16 protein-coding genes are annotated in these 17,794 nt (G+C 74.3%); 11 read left to right on the top strand and 5 right to left on the bottom strand.

Annotated features, from left to right (window positions below):
• Nucleotide 1 precedes the first annotated feature (1 nt).
• On the top strand, nt 2-1,510 hold the full coding sequence (locus tag ACIGCK_RS01115; protein ID WP_396663129.1) for a D-alanyl-D-alanine carboxypeptidase: 1,509 nt from the start codon (nt 2-4) through the stop codon (nt 1,508-1,510).
• A gap of 468 nt (nt 1,511-1,978) precedes the next feature.
• Nucleotides 1,979-2,755 (top strand): hypothetical protein, encoded by a 777-nt coding sequence (locus tag ACIGCK_RS01110; protein ID WP_396663128.1) that lies wholly within the window; start codon nt 1,979-1,981, stop codon nt 2,753-2,755.
• 75 nt (nt 2,756-2,830) lie between these two features.
• Here ACIGCK_RS01110 and ACIGCK_RS01105 read toward each other — a convergent pair whose 3' ends face one another.
• From ACIGCK_RS01105 to ACIGCK_RS01090, 4 genes are all read right to left on the bottom strand, one after another.
• Entirely contained in the window at nt 2,831-3,760 is a 930-nt protein-coding gene (locus tag ACIGCK_RS01105) for a DnaJ domain-containing protein (RefSeq protein ID WP_396663126.1), read from the bottom strand.
• Nucleotides 3,761-3,836: 76 nt separating this feature from the next.
• Complete coding sequence (locus ACIGCK_RS01100) at nt 3,837-4,346, bottom strand: hypothetical protein (protein ID WP_396663124.1); 510 nt, start codon at nt 4,344-4,346, stop codon at nt 3,837-3,839.
• Nucleotides 4,343-5,212 (bottom strand): LssY C-terminal domain-containing protein, encoded by an 870-nt coding sequence (locus ACIGCK_RS01095; protein ID WP_396663122.1) that lies wholly within the window; start codon nt 5,210-5,212, stop codon nt 4,343-4,345. The genes ACIGCK_RS01100 and ACIGCK_RS01095 overlap by 4 nt, the downstream gene beginning before the upstream one ends.
• Nucleotides 5,213-5,222: 10 nt before the next feature.
• Nucleotides 5,223-6,290, bottom strand: coding sequence for an enoyl-CoA hydratase/isomerase family protein (locus tag ACIGCK_RS01090; protein ID WP_330170995.1), 1,068 nt, complete (start codon nt 6,288-6,290; stop codon nt 5,223-5,225).
• Nucleotides 6,291-6,400: 110 nt separating this feature from the next.
• Between ACIGCK_RS01090 and ACIGCK_RS01085 the strand changes: the two genes are divergently transcribed.
• Together ACIGCK_RS01085 and ACIGCK_RS01080 are read left to right on the top strand one after the other, a co-directional pair.
• Nucleotides 6,401-7,717 carry an ABC transporter ATP-binding protein gene (locus tag ACIGCK_RS01085; protein ID WP_396663119.1) on the top strand — a complete coding sequence of 439 codons (1,317 nt, stop codon included), beginning with the start codon at nt 6,401-6,403 and terminating at the stop codon, nt 7,715-7,717.
• A complete protein-coding gene (locus tag ACIGCK_RS01080) occupies nt 7,714-8,535 on the top strand; it encodes an ABC transporter permease (protein WP_396663117.1) in 822 nt (273 codons plus the stop codon). The genes ACIGCK_RS01085 and ACIGCK_RS01080 overlap by 4 nt, the downstream gene beginning before the upstream one ends.
• Before the next feature lie 30 nt (nt 8,536-8,565).
• Here the strand turns inward: ACIGCK_RS01080 and ACIGCK_RS01075 are convergent, their stop codons facing one another.
• Nucleotides 8,566-9,012 (bottom strand): hypothetical protein, encoded by a 447-nt coding sequence (locus ACIGCK_RS01075; protein WP_396663115.1) that lies wholly within the window; start codon nt 9,010-9,012, stop codon nt 8,566-8,568.
• A 102-nt stretch (nt 9,013-9,114) separates the two neighbouring features.
• Here ACIGCK_RS01075 and ACIGCK_RS01070 point away from each other — a divergent pair, with 102 nt between their 5' ends.
• The 7 genes from ACIGCK_RS01070 to ACIGCK_RS01040 are packed head-to-tail and all read left to right on the top strand — an operon-like array spanning nt 9,115 to nt 17,792.
• Nucleotides 9,115-9,879 (top strand): coenzyme F420-0:L-glutamate ligase, encoded by a 765-nt coding sequence (locus ACIGCK_RS01070; RefSeq protein ID WP_396663113.1) that lies wholly within the window; start codon nt 9,115-9,117, stop codon nt 9,877-9,879.
• A gap of 50 nt (nt 9,880-9,929) precedes the next feature.
• Nucleotides 9,930-12,248 carry a 7,8-didemethyl-8-hydroxy-5-deazariboflavin synthase CofG gene (gene cofG / locus ACIGCK_RS01065; RefSeq protein WP_396663112.1) on the top strand — a complete coding sequence of 773 codons (2,319 nt, stop codon included), beginning with the start codon at nt 9,930-9,932 and terminating at the stop codon, nt 12,246-12,248.
• On the top strand, nt 12,245-13,714 hold the full coding sequence (locus ACIGCK_RS01060; protein WP_396663111.1) for a flavin-containing monooxygenase: 1,470 nt from the start codon (nt 12,245-12,247) through the stop codon (nt 13,712-13,714). Before cofG ends, ACIGCK_RS01060 begins: the two co-directional genes overlap by 4 nt.
• The gene (gene fgd, locus ACIGCK_RS01055) at nt 13,711-14,724 is read left to right on the top strand and encodes a glucose-6-phosphate dehydrogenase (coenzyme-F420) (RefSeq protein WP_396663109.1); all 1,014 of its coding nucleotides are present in this window, start codon (nt 13,711-13,713) and stop codon (nt 14,722-14,724) included. Before ACIGCK_RS01060 ends, fgd begins: the two co-directional genes overlap by 4 nt.
• On the top strand, nt 14,721-15,407 hold the full coding sequence (cofC, locus tag ACIGCK_RS01050) for a 2-phospho-L-lactate guanylyltransferase (protein WP_396663107.1): 687 nt from the start codon (nt 14,721-14,723) through the stop codon (nt 15,405-15,407). The genes fgd and cofC overlap by 4 nt, the downstream gene beginning before the upstream one ends.
• Nucleotides 15,408-15,416: 9 nt before the next feature.
• On the top strand, nt 15,417-16,802 hold the full coding sequence (locus ACIGCK_RS01045; protein WP_396663105.1) for an MFS transporter: 1,386 nt from the start codon (nt 15,417-15,419) through the stop codon (nt 16,800-16,802).
• A gap of 36 nt (nt 16,803-16,838) precedes the next feature.
• Nucleotides 16,839-17,792, top strand: a complete 954-nt coding sequence (locus tag ACIGCK_RS01040) for an L-lactate dehydrogenase (RefSeq protein WP_396663103.1) — start codon at nt 16,839-16,841, stop codon at nt 17,790-17,792.
• Nucleotides 17,793-17,794 lie beyond the last annotated feature (2 nt).

Genomic DNA, 17,794 nt, shown 5'->3' with positions numbered 1-17,794 from the left:
TGTGACCCCGAGCGACTCGCCGTCCCCGCCCGCGCTCACGCGGCGCGCGTTGCGCTCCGGCTCGACCCGGGGCGCGACGGACGGAAGCGTCGCGGTCGCCGAGCCGCCCGGGCCAGACGAGGTGGATGCCGCGGCATCCACCTCCCCCGACGAAGCCGCCGCCGAAGCCGCCGCGTCCTCGCCCCGGGCCCTTGCGTGGGTCGACGAGAGCGCGCTCGGCACGGGCGCCGCCGCCGCGCCGCAGGGCTGGGAGCCGCCGCTCGTGGAGCGCTGGCCCTCCCGCTTCGCGTGGCGTCGCGCGGCGCTCACCCCCCTCGTGGTGGTGGTGACGCTCGCCCTCGTCTACTCCGCGACGATGCTGCTCTGGCCGCTACACGCGGTGCAGCCGCAGGTCGAGGCGTCGAGCGTCACGACGACGCCCGCGGCCGCCGTCTCCCCCGCCTGGCCGGCCGACGGCTCGGCGGCGGTCGGCGTGCCGGGCCTGGGCTCCCCGCTGGCGAGCTCGGGCCAGGCCGTGCCGATGGCGAGCATCACGAAGGTAGTCACGGCGCTCGTCGTGCTCGACGGGATGCCGCTGGGCGTGGGCGAATCGGGCCCCTCGTACACGTTCACGTCGGCGGATCGCGCCGACTACCGCGCCACGATCGCCTCGGGCGAGTCCGCACTGCCGTTCCCCACCGAAGACGCCCTCACGCAGTACCAGCTCCTCGAGGGGCTCCTCATCGGGTCGGCGGGCAACTACGCCGACTTCCTCGTCGCGCAGCAGTACCCGTCGCAGGCCGCGTACGTCCGCGCCGCGAACGAATGGCTCGCGGCGCACGCGCTGACGGGCATCACCGTCGTCGACCCCTCCGGGATCAGCGCTCGCAACGTCGCGACCCCGGCGGCGCTCATCTCGCTGGGGCAGCAGGCGATGGCCGATCCCGTGATCGCGGAGACCGTCGCGAAACGCTCGGTCGAGCTCCCCGGCGTGGGGCTGGTCGAGAACACCAACGCGCTGCTCGGCGACCCGGGTGTGGTCGGGGTCAAGACGGGATTCCTCGGCCGCGACTACAACCTGCTGACGGCACGCGATCTCGAGATCGGCGACACGACGGTGCGCGCCTTCGTCGCAGTTCTCGGTCAGGACAGCGCGGAGGCGCGCTTCGCCGAGACCCGCGCGCTGCTGGCGTCCCTGGACGCCCCGCTCCAGCCGACCGTCGCCGTGTCCGCCGGCACGGTCGTCGGCACCGTGACGACGCTGTGGGGCGACCCGGTGCAGCTGGTCACCCGCGACGACGCGGCCGTCATCCTCTGGAACGGCGGAACGAGCGTCGCCTCGATGCAGCTGGGTGTGGCCGACACCGCCGACGCACGCGAGGAGGGGGATGCCGGGGGCGTCCTCCGCGTGACGGGTCCCTTGGATGCCGCCGAGTCCCCCGTCGTGCTCGCGGCGCCGGTGGCGGATCCCGATCCGTGGTGGCGGCTGACGCATCCGCTCGAGCTGCTCGGGCTCTCCCCCGGCGCGTGAGCGCGGGCCCCGCTACAGTGAGCGCAGACCCCCTCCGACAGGAGCCGCCGTGGCACGCCTGACCACCGCCGACCTGCGCCGCCGCATCGATGCGCTCGAGGCCGAGAACGCCGCCCTCCGCGAACGCGCCGAGGAGGCGGAGAGCGCCGCAGCGACGCGCGTGTTCGACCCGACGCCCGCGTCCCCGTCCCGCCCGCGTCGCTCCTGGGGATGGACGGTGCTCGCGGCGGTGCTCATCGCCCTCGGCGCGCTGCTCGCGCCCGTCGCGGTCGTCGCCGCGTGGGCCGACGTGCAGCTGAGCGACACCGACCGATTCGTGCAGACCTACGCGCCGCTCGCCGAGGACCCCGCCGTGCAGGCGTTCGTCGCCGATCAGGCCATCGCCGCGATCGGCGAGCAGGTGGATGTCGAGGGTCGGCGATCTCCCTCGGCGACGACGGCACCATCGGCATCCGGCTCGCCCCCATCATGGATGCCGTCACGGCGGCGCTCGTCGCGCAGGGCATCGGCCTCGCCGACGCGATCCCCACGATCGATCGCACGATCCCGATCGCGCAGTCCGACGCGCTGCCCTCCGCGCAGCTCGGCTACTCGCTCGCCCTCGCGGCGGGCCTGTGGCTGCCGTGGGTCGCCCTCGGGCTGCTGGCCGCCGGCGTGCTCGTGGCCCGCCGGCGCGCGGTCGCGCTCGTGGCGGCGTCCGTCTCGCTCGCGACGGTCTGCGCCGTGCTGGTCGCGGGCTTCGCCGCGGGCCGCATCGCCTTCCTCGCCGCCGTGAGCCCCGGCATCCTGCCCTCGGGCGCCGCCGATGCGGTGTACGCGACCTTCACGGGCGCGATGCGCGACACGGCGACGGCCCTGCTGGTCCTGGCCCTGGCGGTCGCCGTCGTGGCCTGGTTCGCGGGACCGTTCGCGATCCCTCGGCGCCTGCGCGCCCTCGTGCATTCGGGTGCGGGCATGGCGCGGCGCACGCTGGAGAGACGCGGCCTCGGCACGGGCCGCGTGGGCACGTGGCTCTTCCGGCAGCGTGTGTTCGCCCGCGCTGCCGTGGCGGTCGCGGCGGCCGCGGTCGTGCTGTTCGTCCGCCCCCTCACTCCCGGCCTCGTGATCTGGACGCTCGCCGCCGCCGCCGCGGTCGTGCTCCTGCTGGAGGTGCTCGAGCGCCCGACGACCGACGCCGGAGTCGCGCACGAGAGCGTCGCCCACGAGGGCGTCGATGCGGACGCCCCGGCGACCCCCGCACGCTGAGCCTCCCCGCCGGACGCCCGCACCGCCTACGGGCCGCCTGCCGCAGCGCCGCCGCCCGCCGCGTGCGACACGGACTCAGACGAACGACACGGCGTGCTGCAGCCTCGTGCGCACGTCGAACATCTCGTTGCCGCCGACGTCGCGCGCGCCCGGCACGCCGCGGCGCAGCACCGTCGCGAGGGCCGAACGCGCGCACACCACGACCGGGATGCCGCGCACCCTGCCCACCTCCACGATCGCCTGCGGGAGGTCGTCGTCGGGCAGCACCACGATCGCGCCGCCGAAGCGCACGCCCGCCGCTCGGGCGATGACGCGCATCCGTGCGAGCAGTTCGGCGATCGGCGCCCCGTCCACGTCACCGCCGACGAGCTCGCCCCTGCGCAGCGACACGGGGCCGCCGAAGTCCTCCGACAGCACCCCGTACAGGCCGCTCGGGCTCAGCACGATGTGATCGAGCTTGGCGTCGGGCTCACCGCGACGGCCGGATGCCGCGACGTCGTGCCACACCGTGAAGCCCATCCCGAGATCGGCGACGATCCGGGCCGTCTCCTCCTCCGCGAGCGCATCGGCGAGGAGGCGCCGGATCTCGTGCGGCGCCCGGCGCACGAGCGCGGGGTCGTAGGGGTCGTCGACGTCGACCCCCCGCCCGGCCCACTCCCGCACGAGCACGAGGTAGCGCTCCCGGCGCCATCCGCCCGGGTGCCCGTACACGCGCGCCTTCGGGCGGGTGTCGGCGGGGGCTCCGCGCGGGCGCCAGCCGGGCGCGTCCGGCTGCGGCGCGTACTCGCCGAACCCGTGACCCCGGTCGTAGGCGGCACGCGACTCCGGCGTTCCCACCAGCTCCCACGCCCGCTGCACCTGCACGAACGCCGCCGCATCGCCGCCGGTGTCGGGGTGGGTGGCGCGCAGCCGCAGCCGGTAGGCGCGGCGGAGGTCCTCGTCGCCGGCGTCGGCGGCGACCCCGAGGACGTCGTAGGCGGACTGGGAGAGCGGACTGTCGAACATCCGGCCCTGCCCTTCCCGCCGCGCGGCGGCTTACAGGCTACCCCGGCGCAGCCGGGCACCCGCCCGGCGGAGCGTCTCAGCGGCGGGGGCGGCGGGCGTAGGCCGCGGCATCGCGGCTGGAAAGCGCGAGAAGGACGAGCACGTCCAGCCCGAGCGTGAGCAGCGTCGTGGACATCCGGATGTCCTGGTCGCCCGTCCACCACTGCAGGAACGCCGCCGAGATCGACAGGGTCGAGACGATCATGACGATCACGCGCGGCCAGTTGTGTCCGCGGTAGATGAAGATCGCCAGCGTCAGGTCCAGCGCGAGCGTGACGCCCACGACCGCGACCACGATCGCGAGGGCCGCCTGCTCGACGTCGGGGGTGACGGTGACCACCCCGATGTCGTCCACCGTGTCGCGAAGGATGGATCCCCAGTCGCCGACGAGGCTCCACAGCCACAGCACGCCGGCCATCACCCGAAGCAGCACGAGTCCCGCGCCCGCCGTCGTGGCGAGCGGGCGCGGCATCCGGGAGTGGGGCGACAGCGGAGCGACGAGGTCCCGCGGCGACTCGTACGCCGGACGCTTGCGCGGTTCGGTCATGCCGTCGCCTCCGCACCGCGCGCCCCGTCGTCGGCACCCGCGAGCGCGCGCACGTCGACGATCGGGAGGTCGCCGTCGGTGCGGATGCTGTCGCCTCCGCCGTTGCGGGCGTGGTAGCCCGTGGAGAAGTCGGCGATGACGGTGACGCCCAGGCGCGGATGCGCCGCGGTCAGCGTCGCGATGATGTGATCGCGCTCGATGTCGGTGTCGGCGTCGATCCGGTGCGTGATCTGCAGCGTGAACAGCGACAGGCCGACGGCGGTGTCGAACGTCCCCGCGGCGAGCCAGTCGACGCGGATGCCGCCCGGCAGCAGCCATCCGTCGGGGCACCGCCAGAACCGCACGTGGTGGCGCTGCGCCGGATTGCCGTCGACCTCCTGCTGGTAGGCGAAGTCCTGCACCCGGGAGAACAGGAAGAGGGGGCTCACGGGGGCCTCGCGGTAGCTGCGCCTACGCAGCGTGGAGGTGACGATGCGCCATGACGATGCGAGCGTCACGGGGTCGGCGCGCGTCCAGCCGGCGGCGCGCATCGCCTCCTCGATCTGCTCCCCCGTGCCGAGGAACGCGAGATTGACGGGATCGCCCAGCAGGCCGTCGCTCGTGCGGGTGCGGCGGATGAAGTAGTCGGGCACGTAGATGGTCGTGAGGATGCGGTGCAGCCGCGGCAGCACGAGGTAGGCGATCAGCACCCAGAACGCCACGGCCAGGAGCACGCCCCACCAGCCGATCTGGAACGACTCCGTCACGCCCAGGTAGGCCAGCCACAACGATGCGAGCCCGGCGAAGACGAAGAAGAACCAGTCCAGCGCCACCCCGAGGGAGTATCCGCGCCGGCGAGGCGGACGCGGCGTGTCGCTGCCCGTCATGCCGCTCACTCTAGGACCAGAGGGGCACCTCGGGCCGGTACTGCAGCGCCGACCACGCGGCACCGGGCAGCACGTCGCCGAGCGAGGCAGGACGCCAGGAGGGCGAGCGGTCCTTGTCCACGAGCTGGGCCCGCACCCCCTCGACGAGGTCGGGCTGCGTCGCGGCGAACCACATCGCCAGGCCGTACTCCTGCTCGAGCGCGGCGCGCAGTCCCGGCAGGGTGCGGGCGCGGCGGACGGCCTCGAGCGTCACCACCAGCGCCGTGGGCGAGAGCTCGTCGAGGGTCGCGGCGGCGGCGGATGCCCGGGGCTCGGGCCGAGCGCGCAGGCGCTGGATGATCTGAGCCACCGTCGGGGCGGAGAAGGCGTCGTCGATCCAGGCGCGGCCCTCCTCGAGCGACGAGGTGTCGGGGGTCTCGTCGAAGAGGAGGACCAGCTCGGCGGCGCCGGCCGGATCGGCGCGGGTCTCGAACGCCTCGATGAGGGAGCCGAGCCGGTCGGAGGGCACCAGGTGATCCGCGAACCCCGCGTAGACGGCGTCGGCGGCATCCATGCTCGCCCCCGTGAGGGCCAGGTACTCCCCGATCCGCCCGGGCGCCCGCGCGAGCAGGAGGCTGCCGCCCACGTCCGGCGTGAAGCCGATGCGGGTCTCCGGCATCGCCAGTCGGGAGCGCTCGGTCACGATCCTCACGGCCGCGTGTCCCGCCAGTCCGATCCCGCCCCCCATGGTGATGCCGTCGGCGAGCACGACGAGCGGCTTGGGGTACTCGGCGATGGCCGCGTTCAGCGCGTACTCGGCGCGGAAGAAGTCCCCGGCATCCTGCGGCCGGCCGGCAGCGATCGCCTCCGTGAGCCCCCTCACGTCCCCGCCGGCGCAGAAGCCCCGCTCGCCGGCGCCGTCGAGCAGGACGCGCTGGACGTCAGGGTCGTCGCGCCAGGCGTCCAGGGCCGCCGAGATCGCGGCGATCATCGGCGCATCGAGCGCGTTGATCGCCCTCGGACGGTCGAGCGTGATCCGTCCGAGTCCGTGCGCGGAGCGCGCGCGGATCGCGGGCGCAGGGGACTCGGGGGCACTCACCCGGGGAACGTTACCGCGGACCGGAGGCCCCCGCGGGGCGCGGGATGCACAGCGATCGGCGTTTTTCCGGCAGGATATGGGGGAAAGCGTCCGCAGGCGAGAGGTTCGGCATGCCCGAAGGCGAAGTGCTGGAGTTCTCCGGCGTCACCAAGAGCTTCGGCCGCGTGAGCGCCGTCGACGGCTTCACGGCTCGCGTCGAGCCCGGCGTCGTCACCGGCTTCCTCGGGCCGAACGGCGCCGGCAAGACCACGACCATGCGCATCCTCCTGGGCCTCGTGAGGGCGACCAGCGGCCGCGCCCTCATCGGGGGCAAGGCCTACGCCGAGCTCGCCGATCCGCTGCGCACCGTGGGCGCCGCGCTCGAGGCGGCCAGCTTCCACCCGGGGCGCACGGCGGCCAACCACCTCAAGGTGTACGCGCACGCCGCGGGGCTGCCCGCCGGCCGCGTCGACGACGCCCTCGGAGCGGTCGGTCTGAGCGATGTCGGCGGGCGCAAGGTGGGCGGCTACTCGCTCGGGATGCGCCAGCGGCTGGGGCTCGCCTTCGCCCTGCTGGGCGACCCGGGGGTGCTGGTGCTCGACGAGCCCGCGAACGGCCTCGACCCGGAGGGCATCATCTGGATGCGCGGGCTGCTGCGCGAGCTGGCCCGTCAGGGTCGCACGGTCTTCGTGTCCTCCCATCTGCTCACGGAGGTCGCGCAGACGGCGCAGCAGCTGCTGATGATCTCGCACGGCCGCCTGGTCTTCCAGGGCGGCGTCGACGAGCTCTCCGATCCCGCCGACCAGGCGGTCCTCGTCGATTCCCCCGACCGCGCGGGCCTCGCGGCGGCGCTGGCCGCCGCCGGGATCGAGACGGATGCCCTGCGGTCGGGCCTCACGGTGCGCGGCGGCGATCCCGCCGAGATCGGCCGGCTCGCGCTCGACGCGGGAGTGCCGCTGTCGAGCCTGCAGCGGCGTGGCCCGTCGCTCGAGGAGGTCTTCCTCGACCTCGTCAACGGCGCCCGGGTGCACCCGAGCGCCGCGGCGACGGTTGCGCCGGCGATGGCGGACGCGGCACCGACGACGGATGCCCCCGACGAGTCCGCGGCGGCCGACGACGCGGCGGGAAGCGCGCCCGTGGATGCGCCCGAGGGTTCCGAGGGCGAGGACGACCTCGTCTCGGAGGCGCCCGAGGTCGAGATCCTCGCTCCCGCCCTCGACGCACAGGACCTGGACGGCAACCCCGCGCACACCGAGCCCGCGCACACTGAGCCCGCAGACACCGAGCCCACCCAGGCCGACCCCACCGACGCCTCCGCAGACGCCGACGAGTTCCTCGTCTCCGAGGCGCCCGACATCGAGGTGCAGGACCCCGCCCTCGAGGCGCAGACGCTCGACGGCGAGCCCGCCGACGATCGTGAGCACGACCGGGAAGGGGACGACCGATGAGCCTGGCCACCGCCACCCGTTCCGAGGCGACGAAGCTCCTGACCACCGCCGGCTGGTGGATCCTCGCGCTCGTCCTCGTCGTCTACGTCGGCACCACCGCCGCGGGCATGGGATTCCTCTTCGCGGCATCCGCCTCCGGCAACCTGGGCGGCGGCGCCACGACCCCCGAGGTGCCCTCCGACGGCCTCGCCCCGCTGCTCTACAGCCTCGGCGGCTCCGTGGGCTACGTCTTCCCGCTGCTGATCGGCACGCTCATGGTCACGAGCGAGTTCCGCCACCAGACCCTCACCCCCACCTTCCTCGGCACCCCCCGGCGCGGCACGGCACTGTGGGCGAAGGTCGTCGTGGGTGCGCTCATCGGAGGGCTCTTCGGACTGCTCGCGGTGATCGCCGCCGTCGGGCCCGCCGCCGCGCTGCTCGCGGGCTTCGGCCTCGACACCGAGCTCGGCGCCGGCGACGCCTGGGCTCTCATGGGGCGCACCCTCATCGCGATGGCCCTGTGGGCGCTCGTCGGTGTCGGGGTGGGGGCGCTCGTGCGCAACCAGGTCGTCGCGATCGTCGTCGTGCTCGCCTTCACCCAGTTCATCGAGCCGCTGCTGCGTCTCGCGGGCAGCTTCGTCGACGGACTCGACGAGGCGACCCGGTTCCTGCCCGGCGCGGCGAGCGACGCCCTCATCGGCGCCAGCATCTTCAACGTCATGGGCGGTCAGGGCTCCGCGCCCCTCGAGTGGTGGGGCGGCGGTCTCGTGCTGCTGGCCTACGCCTTCGTGCTGCTCCTCGTGGGGCACATCGCCAGCTGGACCCGCGACGTCACCTGAGACCGATCCGGCGCCGGGCCGGGGCAGGCGTCAGGTCGCCGGCGCGGTCCTCGCCGGTCGGGTGCGAGGCCGCTTGGCGGGAGGCACGGGCGGTGCGATGTCGGCGACGTCTGCCGCCTCGTCGGCGCCGTCGAGCCGGAGCGCCTGAATGAGCTGCACGCCGTGGCGCGTCGTGAGCACCAGGCGGTCGAACTCGTCATGACCTTCGAGGTCGATGACGACGCTCGGGCGGCGCCCCCGGACGACGGCGAAATCGACGCCGTTGCCCGACTTCCAGCATCCCATCGCCACGATGCCCGGCACGGCGGTGCCCGGGCTCGGCACGCCGCGCAGCCAGATCCAGGCATCCTCGGTGAGCATCACCTTCGCGATCTGCGCGCGAGGGACCGAGATGTTGCCGCGTCGACGGGAGAGCACGCGCTCCGCCGGCGACAGGGCGACCTCCAGCCGATCCGAGTCGAGCAGCAGCGTCACCATGCCCCCAGTCTGCCGCACCCCGCGCCCGGTCGCCCGCGCAATTGCTCACGGAGCGGCAACGATCCGGTTCGGAGGGCGAGCGGGCCGGGGTAGGGTCGGGGCGTGCTGCAGGTGTGGGGAATCGACGGGCTGCCCGAGATCGCGGCGGGAGACGACCTCGTCGGGCTGATCGCGGATGCCGCGGCGGCGACGCTCCGCGACGGCGACATCCTGGTCGTCACCTCCAAGATCGTCTCGAAGGCGGAGGGGCGCTTCGTGCGCGCCGACGACCGCGAGGACGCCATCACCGCCGAGACGGTGCGCATCGTGGCGACCCGCGCCCACGGCGAGCGCACGACGCGCATCGTCGAGAACCGCCTCGGCATCGTCTCGGCCGCCGCGGGCGTCGACGCCAGCAACACCCCGACGGGCACGGTGCTGGTGCTGCCGGTGGATCCGGATGCCTCGGCGCGCGCCCTCGCGTCCGGCCTCCGCGAGCGCACGGGCGCGCGCGTGGGCGTCCTCGTCTCCGACACCCTCGGCCGCGCATGGCGCGAGGGCCAGACCGACCACGCGATCGGCGCGGCGGGCGTCCACGTCTTCGACGACCTGCGGGGAGGCGTGGACGCCCAGGGGCGACCCCTCCTGGTCACCCAGCCGTGCGTCGCCGACGAGCTGGCCGCCGCCGCCGATCTGGTCAAGGGCAAGACGAGCGGCATCCCCGTGGCCGTCGTCCGCGGGCGCGGCGACCTCGTGGGGCCGCTCGATCTGCCCGGTGCGCGCTCCATCGTGCGGCCGGCCGAGAGGGACATGTTCCGCCAGGGGGCCGACGAGGCCTTCGCCGCCGGCAGGGCGGCCGCGATCGCGGAGGCTACGTCACGACCGTGATCCGCGTCGAGGACGGAGCCCGTCCCTCCGGACGATGGAAGACTGACGCGGTGCCCACCTCTTCCCCCACCGCACCCCTCTCCGTCGCGGCGGCGCTCACCCGCGCGGCGCGGGGCGAGCGTCTGCACGTCGACGAGGTCGAGGCGCTGCTGCGCGCGACCGGAGAGGATGCCGATGCGGTGCGGGACGCCGCCGCATCCGCCCGCGACGAGGGGCTGCGGCTCGCGGGGCGGCCCGGCGTGCTCACGTACTCCCGCAAGGTCTTCATCCCGCTCACGACGCTGTGCCGGGACCGGTGCCATTACTGCATCTTCGTCGACACCCCCGGTCAGCTGAAGCGGGCGCACAAGCCGCTCTACATGACGGCGGAGCAGGTGCTCGCGGTCGCACGACGGGGCGCGGCACTCGGCTGCAAGGAGGCCCTCTTCACCCTCGGCGATCGTCCCGAGGACCGCTGGCCGCAGGCGCGCGCCTGGCTCGACGAGCACGGCTACGCCACGACGCTCGAGTACGTCGCCGCGATGGCGCGCCTCGTGCGCGACGATACGGGCCTGCTGCCTCACCTGAATCCGGGCGTCATGACGTACGACGAGATGCTCGCGCTGCGCGGGACCGCGCCCTCCATGGGCATGATGCTCGAGACGACCTCGCGGCGCCTCTACGAGGAGCCCGGCCAGGTGCATCACGGCTCGCCCGACAAGGACCCCGCGGTGCGGCTGCGCGTGATCGACGACGCCGGGCGCGCCCGCGTGCCCTTCACGACGGGGATCCTCGTGGGGATCGGGGAGACCCTGCGCGACCGCGCCGAATCGCTCGTTGCCCTGCGCGACGCGCACGCGGCCCACGGCCACATCCAGGAGGTGATCGTGCAGAACTTCCGCGCCAAGCCCCGCACGGCGATGCGGGGCGCGCCGGACGCGGACCTGCGCGAGTACGTGGCCACGATCGCCGTCGCGCGGCTCGTGATGGGTCCGCGCATGCGCATCCAGGTGCCGCCCAACCTCTCGGACCCGGCCGAGTTCGCGCTGCTCGTGGCCGCCGGCGCCGACGACTGGGGCGGGGTCTCGCCGGTCACGGCCGACCACGTCAATCCCGAGCGCCCCTGGCCCGATCTCGACGAGCTCGCCCGGCTGACCGATGGCCTCGGCTTCGCGCTGACGGAGCGCCTGACGGCGCACCCCGAATACGTGCAGGATGCCGAGCGCTGGCTCGACCCGGAGGTCGTCCCGGCGACCCGGGCGCTCGCCGATGCGCAGACGGGTCTCGCGGTGAGGTCGACGCGCGCCGCCACACCCCCGCGCCGCCCGCGCGCGACCGCGGCGGGGCTGGCGGATCGCGCGGCGTCCGAGCCCGGCGCGCTCGACGACGACGACTGGGTACGTCTTCTGCGCGCCGAGGGCGACGCCCTCGAGACGCTGACCCGCGCCGCCGACGACGTCCGCCGCTACACGGTGGGCGAGGCGATCGGCATCGTCGTCAACCGCAATGTCTCCTCCGCGCAGTACCGCGCAACCGGCGGCGACGGCCGCGACACCTACGACCTCGCCGACCTGCGCCGCATCGCCGCCGACGCCCGCGAGCTGGGCGCCACCGAGATCTGCGTGCAGGGGACGCCCGCGGCATCCGAGGCCCCGGACGCGGCCCTCGAGATCGCCCGCGCGATCCGGGGCGAGGCCCCCGGCATCCACCTGCACGCCTTCCGTCCCGCCGACGTGCGGCATCTGGCGCGCGGGACCGGCCGCGACATCGACGCCGCCTACGCCGCGCTGCGGGATGCCGGAGTGGGGACCGTGCCGGGCACGGGCGTCAAGGTGCTCTCGGAGCGGGTGCGGCGCCTCGTCGCCCCGGAGGACATCGAGATCGAGCGGTGGCTCGAGGCGATCCGCGCGGCGCACCGCGCCGGGCTGCGGTCGACCTCGGTGCTCTTCTACGGACACGTCGAGACGGCCGGGGAGCGCATCGCGCACCTGCGCACCCTCGCGACGCTGCAGCGGGAGACGCGCGGATTCACGGAGTTCGTGCCGATGCCGCTGCCCGGTCACGGCACCGCTCTCGTGCCCGGTCGCGCGCCGATCGACGAGCACCGCGCGATGGTGGCCGTGTCGCGGCTGATGCTCTCGGACACCATCCGCCACATCCAGGTGCCGTGGACGCGGCTGCACCCCGCCGAGGTGAGCGCGGCGCTGCGGGCGGGCGGCGACGACCTCGGGGGCACCCTCCTGGACGGGCGGGTGCTGCCGCGCGTCGGCGTCGAGCACGGGCACGAGATGCCGCTCGCGCAGGCCCGGCGCATCGCCGACGGGCTGTTCCGCCCCCTGCGCACGCGCGCGACCGACTACACGGAGCCGGCCCGGGCGGCGCGCTCGTGAGCAGCTCCGTGGACTCGGACGTCGATGTCGCGATCGTCGGGGCGGGATTCGCGGGCCTGGCGATGGCCCGCGCCCTCCAGCGCGACGCGCGGCACTCGTTCACGATCATCGAGCGGGGCGAGAGCGTCGGCGGCACCTGGCGGGAGAACACCTACCCGGGCGTCGCGTGCGACGTGCCCGCGGGGCTCTACCGCTTCGCCGACCGTCCCGGCCTGGAGGGGGGCGCCTTCGCGTCCGGCGCGTCGATCCACTCCTACCTGCGGCGCACCGCCCGGGACGAGGGCATCGACCCCGCCGTGCGGCTCGGCACCCACCTGCGGCAGGCCACGTGGGACGGATCGTCGTGGCTCGTGCGCACCGCGGGCCGCGACGACCGCGACATCCGCGCGGGGGCCCTGGTGCTCGCCTGCGGGCGGCTCACCCAGCCGCGCATCCCCGCCGTCGATGGGCTGGCCAGATTCGTCGGGCCCGTCATGCACACGGCGCGCTGGGACCACTCCGTCGACGTGGCCGGCCGCCGCGTCGCCGTCGTCGGAACGGGGGCGAGCGCGATCCAGCTGGTGCCCGAGCTGGTGCGCCGCGGCGCGCACGTCACCCTCTTCCAGCGCAGCCCTGCCTGGATCCTGCCGCGTGAGCACGATGCGGCGGGCGCGGCCGACGACGGTCCCGCCGCGCTGCACGCCCGCCTGCGGGAGGAGGGCGAGGCCCGCTTCGCCTCGCGCTCGGGGGATGCCGCCGCCTCCGCCGCCGCGCGCGGCGCCGCCCTCGCGCACCTCGCGGCCCATGTCGAGGACCCCGCCCTCCGCGACGCGCTGACGCCGCGCTACGCCTTCGGGTGCAAGCGGGTGCTGCTCTCGGACGATTTCTACCCGGTCGTCGCCTCCCCGGAGGTGACGCTCGAGCCCTCCGCGCTCGCGCGCGTCGAGGGCGGGCTCCTCGTGGCGCAGAGCGGCCGCCGGCACGAGGCGGACGTGCTCGTCTTCGCCACCGGGTTCGACGCCTCACGCCCCCCCTACGCGTCGCTCGTCGAGGGCGAGGACGGCGCGACGCTCGAGGAGCACTGGTCGGAGGGGATGACGGCGGTCGGATCGACGCTCGTGTCGGGCTTCCCCGACCTGTTCGTGCTGGGCGGGCCGAACGCCGCGCTCGGCCACAACTCGGCCGTCCTCCTGCTCGAGGAGCAGGCGGACTTCGCCGCCCGCATGCTGCGCTCGCCCCTGCGGCCGGTGCGCGTGCGCGCGGAGGCGGAGGCCGCGGCATCCCGCGACATCGCCTCCCGCGCCGCCGGCACGCCGTGGCTGTCGGGCGGATGCCGCAACTGGTACGTCGACGAGCGCAGCGGCCGCCTCGCACTGCTCTGGCCCGGCACCGTCGCGGCGTTCCGCGAACGCCTCGACGCGATCGGCCCCGACGACCTGCTCCCCGCCCCCGCCACCGCGGCGGCATGCCTGGAAGGACACGCATGAGCACTCCGATCCGCTTCGGCTACAAGGCCTCGGCCGAGCAGTTCGCACCGCGCGAGCTGCTCGAGTACGCGGTGCTCGCGGAGGAGGTCGGCTTCGACTCCGTCTTCGTCTCCGACCACCTGCAGCCGTGGATGCACGACGGCGGACACGCCCCGGCGGCGATCCCGTGGCTGGGCGCGCTCGGCTCCCGCACGTCGCGCATCCTCATGGGCACGTCGGTCCTGACGCCGACGTTCCGCTACCACCCGGGCGTCGTCGCGCAGGCGTTCGCGACGCTCGGCTCCCTCTATCCCGACCGCGTCGTGCTCGGTGTCGGCACGGGCGAGGCCCTCAACGAGGTGACCCTCGGACTCGAGTGGCCGGATCCCCCCGAGCGCTTCCAGCGGATGAAGGAAGCCATCCTCCTCATGCGCGAGCTGTGGACGCAGGACCGCGTCACCTACGAAGGCACCTACTACTCCACCTCGAACGCCACGATCTACGACCGTCCCGATCGCCCCGTGCCCATCTACATCGGGGCATCCGGCCCCGCCGCGACACGGCTGGCCGGCCGCATCGCCGACGGATACATCACCACGAGCGGCAAGAAGCCCGAGCTCTACACCGAGACGCTGCTGCCGGCGCTCGACGAGGGCCTCGGCAAGGCCGGTCGCTCGCGCGAGGACATCGACACCCTCATCGAGCTGAAGGTCTCGTTCCGGCCCGATCTGGCGTCGGCCAGGGAGAACACCCGGTTCTGGGCGCCGCTGGCGCTCTCCCCGGAGGAGAAGACCGGTGTCGACGACCCGCTCGAGATGCAGCGGCTGGCGGCCGGGCTTCCGATCGAGCGCGCGGCGTCCCGCTTCATCGTGTCGGACGACCCCGACGAGCACGTCGCCCGGATCGAGCGGTACCTCGACCTGGGCTTCCGCCACCTCGTCTTCCACGACCCCGGTCACGACCAGGAGGAGTTCCTGCGCCTGTACGGCACGGAGATCCTGCCGCGGCTGCGCGCGCGGACGGGCGGATGACGCACGCGGACGGGCCGATGACGCGCGCGTGCTGGGCCGTGATCGTGCCGGTCAAGCCGGCCCGATCCGGGAAGTCGCGCCTGCGCGTGGCGGATGTGGATCGTGAGCGCCTCGCGCGGGCGATCGCGCTCGACACGATCGCCGCGGCCCGGTCGTGCCGCGCCGTCGGCGAGGTCGTGGTCGTGACCGACGACGACGAGATCTCCCGCGCCCTCGCCGCAGCCCGCGGCATCCGCGTCGTCGCCGAGGGCGACCGCCCGCGGGGCATCGACGCCGCCGTCGCGCTCGGCGCCGGCGCGCTGAGGTGCGACATGCCGCGGGCGGCGCTGCTGGGCGATCTCCCCGCCCTCGCGCCCGCCGATCTCGAGGCGGCCCTCGCCCTCGCCGCGAAGCGCGAGCGAGGGGTCGTGGCGGATGCCGAGGGCTCCGGATCCACGCTCGTGACCGCGGCTGCGGGGCATGCGCTGCGCACCGCGTTCGGCGAGGACTCGCTGCGGTGGCACATCGCGCTCGGCTGCGCTCGGCTGGAGCTGCCCACGGCATCCACGCTGCGCCGCGACGTCGACACCGCCGATCAGCTCGCGACCGCCGCGGCGCTCGGGCTCGGGCCGCGCACGAGCGCCATCGTCCGCAGCGCGCTCGCCGCCGCGTACGCCGCCCCACCAGGCCCGCGGCGGGACTAGGTTGGGCGCGTGGCCGAACCCCTCCCGCGTCGGCAGCGCCTCGTGCTCGCGATCGCCGTGCTCGCCTCTTTCGTCGCGTTCCTCGACGGCACGATCGTCAACGTCGCCCTGCCCGCGATCGACCGCGAGCTCGGCGGCGGGCTCGTCACCCAGCAGTGGACGGTGGACGCGTACCTCATCACCCTCGGCGCGCTGATCCTGCTCGCGGGATCGGTGAGCGACGCCTTCGGCCGCATCCTCGTGCTGCGCATCGGGCTCATCGGCTTCGGCATCGCCTCCGTCGCGATCGCCGCCGCCCCCGACCCCCTCGTGCTCGTCATCGCCCGCGCCGCACAGGGGGCGGCGGGCGCCTTCCTCGTGCCGAGCTCGCTGGCCCTCATCACCTCGACGTTCCGGGATGCCGCGCAGGGCCGCGCGATCGGGATCTGGACCTCCCTCACGACCGGCGCGATGGTCGTCGGCCCGCTGATCGGCGGACTGTTCGTCGACCTGCTCTCCTGGCGACTGGCGTTCCTCATCAACGTCGTGCCGATCGCGGTGACGCTCTGGCTGCTGCGCCGCCTCGGCGAGCGCGAGCAGCGTCGCCCCGACGCGCGGATCGACTGGATCGGCGCGGCGCTGTGCACGCTGGGCCTCGGCGCCGCCGTGTTCGCGCTCATCGAGCAGCCGAACCTCGGCTGGGGCTCTCCGGTGATCTGGGGCCCCCTGGCGGCGGGGCTGCTCATGTTCGGGCTGTTCCTCGTGCGCCAGCGCACGACCCGCGCGCCGATCCTGCCGCTCGATCTCTTCCGGGCCCGCAACTTCTGGACCGGCAACATCGCAACGGCCTTCGTCTACGGCGCCCTCGCCCTCAACGGCTTCGTCGTGGCCGTCTACCTGCAGCAGGGCGCCGGGCTCACCGCGACCCTCGCGGGCCTCGCGAGCCTGCCGATCACGCTCATGATGATCCTGCTGAGCGCCCGCTTCGGCACGCTCGCCGGCCGCCACGGGCCCCGCCTGTTCATGACGGCGGGACCGCTGCTCATGGCCGCGGCATCCCTGCTGCTGCTCACGGTCTCACCCGAGTTCTCCTACTGGTGGCAGGTGCTGCCGAGCATGCTCGTGTTCGGGCTGGGCCTGGCGGTGACGGTCTCGCCGCTGACCTCGGCGATCCTCGGCGCGATCGAGACGGAGCGCTCGGGCATCGCGTCCGCCGTCAACAACGCCGTCTCGCGCGTGGCCGGGCTCCTCGTCGTCGCGACGATCGGCCTCATCGTGGGCGGACGACTCGACCTGGACGGGTTCCACCGCGCCGCGATCGTGACGGCCGTGCTGATGCTCGTGGGCGGGCTGGTGTCGTGGGTCGGCATCAGGAACCCGGCCCGGGTGCCGCAGCCGGAGTCCACGGCCCACTGACTCCCCTCTCGCGCGGCCTCCTGTCAGACTGAACGCATGGCCGTCATCGAGAACTCGAAGCTCACCATCGTCGGCGCCGGCAGCGTGGGGGCCAGCGCGGCGTATGCGGCCCTCATCCGCGGATCGGCGCGGCACGTGGCGCTCTACGACATCGCGACGGAGAAGGCCGAGGCCGAGGTCCTCGACCTCGCGCACGGCACGCAGTTCACGGGCGCGAGCGACATCATCGGCGGCAGCGACCTGTCCGTCGTCGAGGGGTCGCACGTCGTCGTCATCACGGCCGGCGCGAAGCAGAAGCCGGGGCAGTCGCGCATCGAGCTCGCCGGCACGAACGCCTCGATCCTCGAGCGCATGATGCCGCAGCTGCTGGAGGTCGCCCCGGACGCGGTCTACGTCATCGTCACGAACCCGTGCGACGTGCTCACGGTGCTCGCCCAGGAGTCGACGGGGCTGCCGCCCGAGCGCATCTTCGCCTCGGGCACGGTGCTCGATACGTCGCGCCTGCGCTGGAAGCTCGCGGAGCGCGCGGGGGTGGGCACCGGGAGCGTCCATGCGTACATCGTCGGCGAGCACGGCGACACCGAGTTCCCGCTCTGGTCCAAGGCCACCATCGGGACCGTGCCGATCCTGGACTGGGAGTCGGGCGGCACCCCGCGGATGACCGCGGCGGAGCTCGACCAGATCGCGCTGGACGTGCGGGGCGCCGCCGAGAAGGTCATCCGGGGGAAGGGTGCCACCAACTACGCGATCGGCCTCTCGACCGCCCGCATCGTCGAGGCGGTGCTCCGCGACGAGCGCGCCGTGCTCCCGGTCTCCACGGTGCTGAGCGACTTCCACGGCGTCGACGGCGTCGCGCTCTCCGTGCCCTCGGTCGTGAGCGCCGCCGGCGCGGTCCCGATCCGCGAGACCTCGTTCGCCCCGCGGGAGCTCGAGCTGCTCCACGCCTCCGCCGACGCCCTGCGGCGGGTCGCCGACTCCCTCCGGAGCTGAGC

This window comes from Microbacterium sp. NPDC078428 (assembly GCF_044542535.1).
GTDB classification, from domain to species: Bacteria; Actinomycetota; Actinomycetes; order Actinomycetales; family Microbacteriaceae; genus Microbacterium; species Microbacterium limosum.
Note: the sequence above shows the minus strand (reverse complement) of the source record. Positions and strands in the feature narration are given on the sequence as shown.